10 protein-coding genes are annotated in these 11,642 nt (G+C 47.2%); all 10 read right to left on the minus strand.

Features of this window, described 5'->3' with window-relative positions; translation table 11 throughout:
* Window positions 1-4 precede the first annotated feature (4 nt).
* Window positions 5-619: an orotate phosphoribosyltransferase gene (pyrE, locus tag NSS60_RS09645; RefSeq protein WP_004891167.1), complete on the minus strand. Its 615-nt coding sequence runs from the start codon at window positions 617-619 to the stop codon at window positions 5-7.
* Window positions 619-1,332 carry an orotidine-5'-phosphate decarboxylase gene (gene pyrF / locus NSS60_RS09650; protein WP_004891168.1) on the minus strand — a complete coding sequence of 238 codons (714 nt, stop codon included), beginning with the start codon at window positions 1,330-1,332 and terminating at the stop codon, window positions 619-621. Before pyrF ends, pyrE begins: the two co-directional genes overlap by 1 nt.
* A complete protein-coding gene (locus tag NSS60_RS09655; protein ID WP_004891170.1) occupies window positions 1,304-2,242 on the minus strand; it encodes a dihydroorotate dehydrogenase in 939 nt (312 codons plus the stop codon). The genes pyrF and NSS60_RS09655 overlap by 29 nt, the downstream gene beginning before the upstream one ends.
* Window positions 2,239-3,003, minus strand: coding sequence for a dihydroorotate dehydrogenase electron transfer subunit (locus NSS60_RS09660; protein WP_004891171.1), 765 nt, complete (start codon window positions 3,001-3,003; stop codon window positions 2,239-2,241). The genes NSS60_RS09655 and NSS60_RS09660 overlap by 4 nt, the downstream gene beginning before the upstream one ends.
* Window positions 3,000-6,191, minus strand: a complete 3,192-nt coding sequence (gene carB, locus NSS60_RS09665) for a carbamoyl-phosphate synthase large subunit (protein ID WP_004891173.1) — start codon at window positions 6,189-6,191, stop codon at window positions 3,000-3,002. The genes NSS60_RS09660 and carB overlap by 4 nt, the downstream gene beginning before the upstream one ends.
* Window positions 6,184-7,278 (minus strand): carbamoyl phosphate synthase small subunit, encoded by a 1,095-nt coding sequence (locus NSS60_RS09670; RefSeq protein WP_340720809.1) that lies wholly within the window; start codon window positions 7,276-7,278, stop codon window positions 6,184-6,186. The genes carB and NSS60_RS09670 overlap by 8 nt, the downstream gene beginning before the upstream one ends.
* A complete protein-coding gene (locus NSS60_RS09675) occupies window positions 7,275-8,561 on the minus strand; it encodes a dihydroorotase (protein WP_004891175.1) in 1,287 nt (428 codons plus the stop codon). The genes NSS60_RS09670 and NSS60_RS09675 overlap by 4 nt, the downstream gene beginning before the upstream one ends.
* A complete protein-coding gene (locus NSS60_RS09680) occupies window positions 8,527-9,450 on the minus strand; it encodes an aspartate carbamoyltransferase catalytic subunit (RefSeq protein ID WP_340720810.1) in 924 nt (307 codons plus the stop codon). The genes NSS60_RS09675 and NSS60_RS09680 overlap by 35 nt, the downstream gene beginning before the upstream one ends.
* Before the next feature lie 142 nt (window positions 9,451-9,592).
* Complete coding sequence (locus NSS60_RS09685; RefSeq protein ID WP_004891177.1) at window positions 9,593-10,885, minus strand: solute carrier family 23 protein; 1,293 nt, start codon at window positions 10,883-10,885, stop codon at window positions 9,593-9,595.
* A 121-nt stretch (window positions 10,886-11,006) separates the two neighbouring features.
* Window positions 11,007-11,543: a bifunctional pyr operon transcriptional regulator/uracil phosphoribosyltransferase PyrR gene (pyrR, locus tag NSS60_RS09690; protein WP_340720811.1), complete on the minus strand. Its 537-nt coding sequence runs from the start codon at window positions 11,541-11,543 to the stop codon at window positions 11,007-11,009.
* Window positions 11,544-11,642 lie beyond the last annotated feature (99 nt).

The raw sequence follows: 11,642 nt of genomic DNA on the forward strand, positions 1-11,642 counted from the left end.
TTTTTTATGCTTCTAACTGCTCGCGCCACTGGTGTAACGTTGCTCGCTCTTTTTCGGTAATGATACTAAGCTCTGTTGCTGTTTCGATGAGCGTATCGTAATCAGTGGCGGTGTAGTATGGGACTTGTTCCTGCTGAAACGCTCGTTTGCCTTTTTGTAATCCGTATGTGAAAATGGCAACGACGCCAAGCACGTGGCATCCTGCTTCGCGCAAAGCCCGTACAGCATTTAGCGAGCTGCCGCCTGTTGAAATTAAATCTTCTACGACAACAACGCGTTGCCCTCGTTCGACTTTCCCTTCAATTTGTTTCCCTTTTCCATGTCCTTTCGCTTGACTGCGAATATAACACATCGGTACATCGAGTCGTTCGCTCACCCATGCCGCATGGGGAATGCCTGCCGTCGCTGTGCCAGCGATAACTTCCACATCCGGAAAATGCATGCGAATAAGCGAAGTGAGTTCATCGGCAATCATTTTTCTCACCGCTGGGTACGCTAACGTCAGCCGATTGTCGCAATAAATAGGAGCTTGTATGCCGGAAGACCACGTAAATGGTTCGTTTGGGCTTAACGATACTGCACCGATCGAAAGAAGTTGTTTTGCGATTTCTTTTTTCATCATTGTCCACCATCCCATTCTCGTTTTAGCCGTTCATATGCCGCATATGGATTGTGCGCTTTTGTGATGCTTCGTCCGATGACGATATAATTTGTTCCAAGCTGTTTCGCCTCATATGGTGTTACAACGCGCACTTGATCGTCCGCTTGATCATCCGCAAAACGAATGCCTGGGGTAACGGTGATGAACGATGCGCCAAGTGATGCGCGAAGAAACGGCACTTCTTGCGCCGAACAAACGACGCCGTCAAGCCCGCTACGATACGCAAGCGTAGCGTAATGAAGCACCGTTTCATTCATCGTCCGGTCAATCAACAATTCATCATGAAGCATTCGTTCGCTTGTGCTCGTTAGCTGCGTCACCGCGATGCAACGGGGACGCTTCATTCCAGGCGGCGTTCCTTCTTCTAATCCTTCGATCGCTGCGCGCATCATCGCGCTTCCCCCTGATGCATGAACGTTCACTAAATCAATGCCTAATTTCGCCAATCCTTTCATTGCTCGTTTTACTGTATGTGGAATATCATGAAGCTTTAAATCTAAAAAAATATCATGTCCGCGCTGCTTTAATTCGTCGATGATCGCTGGACCTTCTTGAAAATATAGCTCCATGCCGACTTTTAAAAAAAGCGATGTGTCAGAAAATAACTGCAAAAACGACCGCACTTCTTCCTTTGATGAAAAATCAAGTGCCACAATAAACGGTTTGTCCATTGTTCCAGCCCCTCCCCGTACATTCCGAAATATGATGAATGCCAAGTTCATCTAAAAGCGGTGGCAAATCGCGGATAATATGTGGACAAACGTACGGGTCGATAAAATTCGCTGTTCCGATCGCGACCGCACTCGCACCAGCGTAAAAAAACTCGATGACATCTTCGGCGCTTTGAATGCCGCCCATGCCGATAATCGGAAGCGATACCGCTTGGCTTACTTCATAAATCATTCGAATGGCAATCGGTTTAATGGCTGGACCGGATAATCCGCCTGTTCCGTTCGCTAAAATCGGCTTCCCTGTTTTGACGTCAATACGCATGCCTAATAACGTATTAATCATCGTCAATCCGTCCGCGCCTGCTTGTTCAATCGCTTTCGCCATCGCGACAATGTTTGTCACGTTTGGAGATAGTTTCACATACACAGGCACGGCAGACACTTCTTTTACCGCCCGCGTCAGTTCGGCGGCAACTTCCGGCACAGTACCGAACGCAATGCCACCTTGTTTTACATTGGGGCATGAAATATTTAACTCGAGCGCATGAACGTTTGGCGCTTTTGATATGCGCTTGGCGACTTCCACATATTCTTCCATCGTAGAACCGGCAATGTTTGCGATAATCGGCACGTCGTATTGCGCTAACCACGGCAGTTCTTCGGCAAGCACATAATCAACGCCGGGATTTTGCAACCCGATCGCATTTAACATGCCGCTTGCCGTCTCGGCGACACGTGGCGTCGGATTGCCGAAGCGCGCGTCAAGCGTCGTCGCTTTAATCATAATTGCTCCGAGAACGCTTAAATCGTAAAATTTCGCGTATTCCCGTCCGAATCCGAAACAGCCCGATGCAGGCATAATCGGATTTTTTAATGAAAGTCCTGGCAATTCAACTGCTAATCGGTTCATAACACGACCTCCCCTGCTCGAAACACCGGCCCATCGCTACATACTTTTTTATATGCTGTTTCGCTGTTTGGCACGTGGCATACGCATGCAAAACAAGCGCCGACGCCGCAACCCATTCGTTCTTCTAATGACAAATATAGTTCTTTATGCGGAAATTGTTGTTGTAATGCTTTTAACATCGGCTTCGGTCCACACGCATATAGCACATCAAACGAAAGGGCGTGACGTTGAATGACGTCGGTAACAAATCCTTTCATGCCGTACGAACCATCTGCCGTTGCAACGTACGTCTTACCGAACGAAGCAAATTGTTGCTCGTAAAAGACGACTTCTTTCGTTTGAAAACCGAGCACGACTGTGACACATACACCGTTTTTCACTAGTTGCTTTGCTAGTTCATATAACGGCGGCACCCCAATGCCACCACCGACAAGAAGGGCATGTTGCCCGCTTGAAAGAGCGGAAAGCGGAAAGCCGTTTCCGAGCGGACCGAGCACATCGAGCGACTCCCCAGGCTGTTTTTGCGAAAGGAGCATTGTTCCTGCCCCTTCCGCACGGTAAATGATCGTACATTCTCCTGCTTCGGGATTAATGTCGCAAAGACTGAGTGGCCGTCTTAGTAACGGTTCACGATGTCCCACTTTAACATGCACAAATTGTCCGGGCGTACGCATGCGCCGAACGAGTGAACCAGCGAGCGTCAATTCATAAATGTCTTTTGCGATTTGGCGATTGGAGATAATCGTCATATTTTCCTTCATACGCCCACCTTCTTTTCTGCCATCGCTGTTGTCGAAAACGTCATCGCTTCTAAGACGAGAAGCATCGCTTTCGCTGTATCGAGCGACGTTAAACAAGGAATGCCGTTTTCTACCGCTTCGCGACGGATGCGGAAGCCGTCGCTTTCTGTTTCTTTTCCTTTTGTTAATGTGTTAATAACGACTTGCGCTTCGCCTTGGCGAATGACGTCAAGAATGTTTGGTGAGCCGGTATGAATTTTATTGACGACAGTCACAGGAATGTTCGCTTTCCGCAACGTTTGCGCTGTGCCGTTTGTCGCTAGCAACTGATAACCAATGTTGTAAAAGCGGCGCGCGATATCAATCGCCTCTTCTTTATCTTTATCGGCAATCGTCAATAAGACGGCACCGTGCGGACGAATGTGGATGCCAGAAGCGACAAGCCCTTTATAAAGCGCCTTCGCAAACGTGTCGTCTTTCCCGATCACTTCACCCGTCGATTTCATTTCTGGACCGAGCGAAATATCGACGTTACGCAACTTTGCGAATGAAAACACAGGCGCTTTCACATATACCCCTTCACTTTCTTCTTTTAATCCAGTGTAGTAACCAAGCTCGTTTAACTTTGCGCCTAAAATGACTTTTGTTGCGATGTTTGCCATCGGCACGTTCGTAATTTTACTTAAAAATGGAACGGTGCGGCTTGAACGTGGATTCACTTCTAACACGTACACATCGCCGTCATATAGTACGAACTGAATGTTCAACAATCCGACGATGCGCAATCCTTTTGCCAACGCAATCGTATAGTCAACAATTTGTTGTTTGATGTCTCTTGTTAACGTCTGCGGCGGATAGACGGCGATCGAATCGCCCGAATGAACACCGGCGCGCTCAATATGCTCCATAATGCCTGGGATAAACACATCTTCCCCATCGGAAATCGCATCGACTTCAATTTCTTTTCCAATTAAATAACGGTCAATTAATACCGGGTGTTGCGGATTGACTTTCACTGCATGCTCCATATAATGTAACAGCTCTTCTTCTTTATATACGATTTCCATCGCACGACCACCAAGCACATACGATGGGCGCACGAGAACAGGATAGCCGATGTCTTCAGCAATGCGTACCGCTTCTTCAACCGAAAACGCTGTTTTTCCTTTCGGTTGCGGAATGCCGAGTTGCGCAAGCGTTCGTTCAAATTTGTCGCGGTTTTCGGCGCGATCTAAATCTTCAAGCGAAGTGCCGAGAATGCGCACCCCACGCGCCGCTAATTCCGCCGCTAAGTTGATCGCTGTTTGTCCACCAAATTGAACGATAACGCCAATTGGCTGTTCTAAATCGATGACGTGCATCACATCTTCAATCGTTAACGGTTCAAAGTAAAGCTTATCGGAAATACTAAAGTCGGTTGAAACCGTCTCTGGATTGTTGTTAATAATAATCGCTTCGTATCCCGCTTCTTTAATCGCCCATACGGAATGAACGGTCGCATAGTCAAATTCGATCCCTTGCCCGATCCGAATCGGACCCGAACCGAGGACGACAACACTTTCACGCGTTGTAACAATAGATTCGTTTTCTTCTTCATACGTGCTGTAATAATACGGCGTTTCTGATTCGAATTCCGCTGCGCACGTGTCGACCATTTTATATACAGGTGTAATGCCAGCACGTTTCCGCATTTCGTACACGTCGCGTTCGGTCATCTGCCAATATTTCGCGATTGCTACATCAGAAAAGCCCATTTCTTTCGCTTTTTTTAGTACGTCGATATCACCAACATGTTCGCGTAAAACGGATTCGTACTGTACGATGCCTGAAATTTTCGTTAAAAAGAACGGATCGATTTGGCTCCATGCATGCACTTGTTCGACTGTTACGCCGCGGCGAAACGCTTCCGCAATGTAAAATAACCGTTCATCACCCGCTTTTTGAATGCGTTTTTGTAGCAATGCATCATCGACTTGTTCTTTTAATTCTAAATGATAGACGTTCGTTTCGAGCGAGCGGACCGCTTTTAATAGCGACTCCTCAAACGTGCGCCCGATCGCCATCACTTCGCCTGTCGCTTTCATTTGCGTGCCGAGATGGCGGTTCGCTGATTCGAATTTGTCAAATGGAAAGCGCGGAATTTTTGTGACGACGTAATCGAGCGTTGGCTCAAAGCAAGCGTACGTTTTTCCCGTCACCGGATTCATCATTTCATCAAGCGTTAAACCGACCGCAATTTTTGCGGCAAGCTTCGCAATCGGATACCCCGTTGCTTTCGATGCAAGCGCCGATGAGCGACTGACGCGCGGGTTGACTTCAATGACGTAATATTGAAAACTGTGCGGATCAAGGGCAAGCTGCACGTTGCAACCCCCTTCAATGCCGAGCGCACGAATAATGCGGAGCGAGGCGTTTCGCAACAGTTGATATTCGCGATCGCTTAACGTTTGGCTTGGCGCAACGACAATCGAATCGCCCGTATGAATGCCGACAGGATCAATATTCTCCATATTGCAAACGACGATGGCGTTATCTTTCGCATCGCGCATCACTTCGTATTCAATTTCTTTATAGCCTGCGATACTTTTTTCTAATAAACATTGATGAACAGGGCTCATTTTTAAACCGCTTGAGACGATGTCGATTAGCTCTTCTTCGTTCGTACAAATGCCTCCGCCTGTTCCACCGAGCGTAAATGCAGGGCGAACGATGACCGGATACCCGATTTGTTCAACGAACGCATACGCCTCTTGCAAACTATGCACGATTGAGCTTTCCGGCACCGGTTCGCCAAGTTCGTTCATAAGCGCTCGAAATTTTTCGCGGTCTTCTGCTTTTTCAATCGCTTCTAATTTCGTGCCGAGAATTTCAACGCCGCACTCTTCAAGCACTCCTGCTTTTGCTAATTCGACAGCTAAGTTTAATCCCGTCTGCCCGCCAAGCGTCGGCAAAATGGCATCGGGCCGTTCTTTCCGAATGACGCGCGAGACAAATTCGAGCGTTAACGGTTCCATGTATACTTTGTCAGCAATTTCTGTATCGGTCATAATCGTTGCCGGGTTGGAGTTGACGAGAATGACTTTATATCCTTCTTCTTTTAACGCCAAGCAGGCTTGCGTTCCCGCATAATCGAACTCCGCTGCCTGCCCGATGACGATCGGTCCAGAACCGATGACGAGAATCGTTTTAATATCTTGACGTTTAGGCATGAACGGCACCTCTTTCTTTTTTAAACTGTTCAATCATCGCAATAAAATCGTCGAATAAACCGTTTGCGTCTTCTGGACCTGGCGACGCTTCCGGATGATATTGCACGGTAAACGCAGGAACGTCGCGGTGGCGAAGCCCTTCAATCGTTCCGTCATTTAATGCGATATGCGTCACTTCTAATCGCGTATGAACGAGCGACTTTTCCGTGACAGTGTAGCCGTGATTTTGCGAGGTGATCGCTACTTTTCCTGTTTCAATATGTTTCACAGGATGATTCGAACCTCGATGACCAAACTTCATTTTTTCCGTATTCGCCCCACAAGCGAGCGCAAACAGTTGATGGCCGAGACAAATGCCAAAAAGCGGAACGTGGCCAAGTATGTGTTGAATCATGTCAATCGCTTCGGGTACGTCTTTCGGATCCCCTGGTCCGTTCGATAACATGACACCGTCGGGATGCCATTGCAATACTTCTTCGGCCGTTGCGTTGTACGGTAACACGATGACATCGCAATGGCGTTTATTTAATTCACGCAAAATGCCGTGCTTCATGCCAAAGTCGATTAAAACGATGCGATGGCCGCGCCCTGGACTAGCGTACGGACTTTTTGTCGATACGCGTTTCACTTGATCGCGCGCAAGCTCCGTTTCTTTTAAATAAGCGACTGCCTCCGTCACAGACACGTCCATGTCGCAAATCATCCCTTTTAACGTGCCGTATTGACGAATAATGCGCGTCAGTTTCCGCGTATCGACACCTGCTAAGCCGGGGATATTTTTCATGCGCAAATATTCGTCAATCGTTAGCTCACTTCGCCAATTGAACGGAGATAGGCACGCTTCTTTCACAATAAATCCAAACACATGCGGTTCGATTGATTCGAAATCGTCGCGGTTGACGCCATAGTTTCCGATTAAAGGATACGTCATCGTTACGATTTGTCCGCAATACGACGGGTCCGTTAAAATTTCTTGATATCCTGTCATTCCGGTGTTAAAAACGACTTCACCGACTGTTTGTCGTTCGCTTCCAAACGCTTCGCCAACAAAACGTGTACCATCTTCTAAAATGAGTTGTCGTTTCATTCTCCTCTTCCTTTCTGCCAAACCATTTTTCCATCTACAATCGTCATCGTTGGCCATCCTTTACACGTCCAGCCTGCAAACGGTGTATTTTTTCCTTTCGATACAAAAGTGTTTGGATCAATGGCTTGTTCGTTATGTAAATCGATAATGACGAAATCTGCTTTGGCGCCAACTTTTAGTTCCCCGCCGTCAATGCGAAACGTCTCGGCTGGTTTTTTTGAAAGCCAGTCAACAAGCTGTTTTAACGTACATATTCCTTTTTCAACAAAATGCGTATATAAAAGCGGAAAGGCGGTTTCTAATCCAACGATGCCAAACGGGGCAAGCACCATCCCTTCGCTTTTTTCTTCTTCTGTATGCGGTGCATGGTCGGTTGCGATAAAATCAATCGTTCCATCAAGCAATCCTTCAATTAACGCTTGTTGATCTTCTTTCGTTCGCAACGGTGGATTCATTTTAAAGTTCGCATCTAACGTTGGGATGTCTTCATCACAAAGCAGTAAATGGTGCGGAGTCACTTCAGCAGTGACCCGAATGCCTGCTTGTTTCGCCTCGCGCACGATGCGCACCGACTGTTTCGTGCTTATATGGCAAACGTGGTAGTGACACCCGGTCGCTTCGGCTAACAACACATCGCGTGCAATATGTACCGCTTCACAAACGGAAGGAATACCGGTCAGTCCGTGTCGTTTCGCAAACGCTCCGTCATGCACGCATCCTTTATACGTCAGCGTTTCGTCTTCACAATGTGCGACAATTGGCATATCGAGAGCTGCCGCTTGTTGCATCGCTTCATACATGATGCGCGCGCTTTGCACTCCCACGCCATCATCTGTAAATGCAAACGCTCCTGCTTCTTTTAATGCGGCAAAATCAACGAGCTGTTTTCCTGCTTGGCGCACGGTAATGGCGGCATACGGCAACACGCGCACGTGCGCCGTTTCGCGAATGCGGTTGACGAGCCACTCCATTTGTTGTTTCGTATCAGGTACTGGTTTTGTGTTTGGCATCGCTGCAATCGTTGTAAATCCACCTTTCGCCGCAGCGAGCGTACCTGTCGCGATCGTTTCTTTATGTTCCCCACCGGGTTCGCGCAAATGAACGTGTACGTCGACAAATCCTGGCGCGACAAATTGGCCGTTAACATCAATCACTTCATCGTCATCGCTTGCATCGAGGTCAGGGGCAATATGAACGATGCGACCTTCGTCAATTTGTATATCGGCCGATATGAACTCGCCTTGCTCATTAAGCAAACGCGCACGTTTGAAAATGATAGCCATGTTTCGTTCCTACTTTTTGTAATGCTCGTTTTAAAACAGCCATGCGCACGTATACACCGTTTTCCATTTGTTTAAAAATGCGTGATCGTTCACATTCAACGAGTTCACTTGCGATTTCTACATCGCGATTGACAGGAGCGGGATGTAGAATAATACTCGTTTTCTTCATCTGTTTTTCTCGCGCGATCGTTAAACCGTACTGTTCATGATATTGCTCTTTCGTCCATCCCATTTTTTCTTCATGCCGCTCATGTTGAATGCGAAGAAGCATGACGACGTCTGCTTCTTTCACTGCCGTGTCAAGATCGACGTATGTGCCGTACGGATTCGTTATATCTTGCCACTCAGGAGGGCTGCAAAAGAAGACGTTTGCGCCGAGCCTTGTTAATATTTCAGCATTCGAACGTGCTACTCGGCTATGACGAATGTCACCGACAATGGCAACATTCAGTCCGATAAATGTGCCAAATTGTTGACGAATCGTCAGTAAATCTAATAACGATTGCGTCGGATGATGACCGCACCCGTCGCCTGCATTAATGATCGGAATGTCAATCGTATGGCGCAACGGTTCAAAGTAATGATCGGATGGGTGGCGAATGACGACCGCTTCCACTCCGATCGCTTGCAACGTCCGAATCGTATCGTACAACGTTTCTCCTTTTTGGACGCTCGACATGTCTGCATCAAACGGAATGACTTCAAGCCCAAGTTTTCGTTCCGCTATTTCAAAACTACATTTTGTGCGCGTGCTCGGTTCAAAAAATAAGTTGGCGACAAACGTTTGTTTATTGACTTTCCACGTTTCACCGTTCGCAAATCGTTCCGCTTCATGCAAAATGGCGAGCACTTCATCAACCGAGAGCTCTGCTAACGTTAGTAAATGCATATAAACTCCTCCTTTTTAGTAAAAAAACACCTTGCCGAGCGAGGCAAGGTGTTTGAAAGCTCGAGGAAATAGACCGTTTCGATGAACGGGTTTCCTCTAGTACACCTTTGTAAGCCTCGCTGGACTTCTTTTAAAAGGTGTGTTATGCGACATCATGTTTTTGTTCAAATACGCTATCCGACACTTTCGGACGACCAGGCAAAATGAGGTTTAATACGATACCTGTGATTGCTGCAAGCGCCATACCGTGCACTTCAAATTGTTCTGATACTTTCACAACCGCATCCCCGATGCCGATGACAAGAATAACTGATGAGATGACTAAGTTTCGTTTGTCACCAAAATCAATTTTGCTGTCGACGAGCATGCGCAAACCTGAAGAAGCGATAATTCCGAACAGTAAGATCGATACGCCACCCATGACCGGCGTCGGAATCGAGCTAATAAGCGCCGTCACTTTTCCTAAAAATCCGAATGCGATCGCGAGCACAGCCGCACCAGCTAACACATATACGCTATATACGCGCGTAATTGCTAATACCCCGATATTTTCTCCGTATGTCGTCTTCGGCGGACCGCCGATGAGGGCTGAAATCATCGTCGCTAATCCATCACCGAAAATCGAGCGATGTAAACCTGGTTCTTTAATGTAATCGCGCCCAACGACTTTGCTTAATACGAGCTGATGCCCGATATGTTCAGATAATGTCACAATGGCGACAGGCACCATCAATAGCACAATATCGAGTGTCACGCGGACATCGTAATGAACGAACGGCAACAAGAAATCAGGCATCTCAAGCCATTTTGCTTTTGCTACCCCTGATAAATCGACGACACCAACAGCTAATGCGTACACGTAGCCGACGATAATGCCCATAAGGACAGGTACAAGGCTAAACATTCCTCGCGATAAAATCGAGAATACAATCGTTGCCGCGAGCGTCACGATCGCAACGGAAAAGTGCGTTAAACTATATTTTCCGTCTGGACCGTTCATCGCCATGCTGACGGCAACGTTTGCTAATCCTAAGCCGATGACGATAATGACTGGACCGACAACGATCGGCGGAAGTAAATTCATGATCCAACGATAACCTGCTTTTTTAATTGCTAAAGCGACGATCCCGTATACGAGTCCCGCTAAAAAGCTACCGATCATCGCCGCACCCGGACCACCAGCTGCCTTTGCCGCAATAATTGGCGTAATAAACGCAAACGATGAGCCAAGGTACGCAGGGACTTGCCATTTTGTTACAATCAAAAAGGCGATTGTACCGAGTCCGCTGGAAATGAGCGCCATCGCTGGACTTAATCCGACTAAATATGGCACTAAAATCGTTGCACCAAACATCGCAAACAAATGTTGTAAACTAAGTGTAACAAGCTGTCCGAAAGAAGGAACATCTTTCACGTCTAATACCGGTTTGTTCATCTTCTCTCTCCCTTTCTCAATTTATATAAAAAACCCTCTTTGTCCGTACGAAGGCACAAAGAGGGTATAGGAAACGAATCCCCTTTGTCAGCCTCGCTGGACTGCCTTTAAAAAGGGTGCTTTATTCATGTATGCTCACTTGATCGATGTCGTCTACTTCTTTTAATTCGACGACGATCATTTCCGAGCTTGACGTCGGAATGTTTTTGCCGACGAAATCGGCCCGAATCGGCAACTCGCGATGACCGCGGTCAACGAGAACAGCTAATTGAATTTGCGCCGGACGACCGAGATCCATAACGGCATCCATGGCGGCGCGCACCGTTCGGCCTGTAAATAATACGTCATCAACTAAAACGACTTTTCGATTTGTAACAGAAAATGGGACGTCCGTTCCTTTCACAAGCGGTTCACGATCGTCTGTTTTTACTGTTAAATCATCACGATATAATGTAATATCTAACTCGCCAACAGGAATAGACGTTCCTTCAATTTGTTCAATGCGTTCAGCTAATCGCTTTGCTAAGTAAATGCCGCGCGTCTTAACACCGATGAGGACGCAATCGTCAATCCCTTTATTGCGCTCAATAATTTCGTGAGCAATGCGCGTCAACGCGCGTCGAATCGCTTGTTCGTCTAATACAATGGCCTTTTGCATCGTTCCACCTCCATACAAAAAACCCTCTCACCGTTTGGCGAGAGGGTATATGTAGGCAGACGTCACCTAAATCCGACACCTTCTCAGCCTCACGGGACT

It is taken from the genome of Anoxybacillus sp. FSL W8-0382, from assembly GCF_038003845.1.
Lineage (GTDB): Bacteria > Bacillota > Bacilli > Bacillales > Anoxybacillaceae > Anoxybacillus > Anoxybacillus flavithermus_G.

What these genes read in the sequence shown, in the direction of transcription:
- pyrE (WP_004891167.1), bottom strand. Translation starts at nt 619, where the DNA reads ATGAAAAAAGAAATCGCAAAACAACTTCTTTCGATCGGTGCAGTATCG.
- pyrF (WP_004891168.1), bottom strand. Translation starts at nt 1,332, where the DNA reads ATGGACAAACCGTTTATTGTGGCACTTGATTTTTCATCAAAGGAAGAA.
- NSS60_RS09655 (WP_004891170.1), bottom strand. Translation starts at nt 2,242, where the DNA reads ATGAACCGATTAGCAGTTGAATTGCCAGGACTTTCATTAAAAAATCCG.
- NSS60_RS09660 (WP_004891171.1), bottom strand. Translation starts at nt 3,003, where the DNA reads ATGAAGGAAAATATGACGATTATCTCCAATCGCCAAATCGCAAAAGAC.
- carB (WP_004891173.1), bottom strand. Translation starts at nt 6,191, where the DNA reads ATGCCTAAACGTCAAGATATTAAAACGATTCTCGTCATCGGTTCTGGA.
- NSS60_RS09670 (WP_340720809.1), bottom strand. Translation starts at nt 7,278, where the DNA reads ATGAAACGACAACTCATTTTAGAAGATGGTACACGTTTTGTTGGCGAA.
- NSS60_RS09675 (WP_004891175.1), bottom strand. Translation starts at nt 8,561, where the DNA reads ATGGCTATCATTTTCAAACGTGCGCGTTTGCTTAATGAGCAAGGCGAG.
- NSS60_RS09680 (WP_340720810.1), bottom strand. Translation starts at nt 9,450, where the DNA reads ATGCATTTACTAACGTTAGCAGAGCTCTCGGTTGATGAAGTGCTCGCC.
- NSS60_RS09685 (WP_004891177.1), bottom strand. Translation starts at nt 10,885, where the DNA reads ATGAACAAACCGGTATTAGACGTGAAAGATGTTCCTTCTTTCGGACAG.
- pyrR (WP_340720811.1), bottom strand. Translation starts at nt 11,543, where the DNA reads ATGCAAAAGGCCATTGTATTAGACGAACAAGCGATTCGACGCGCGTTG.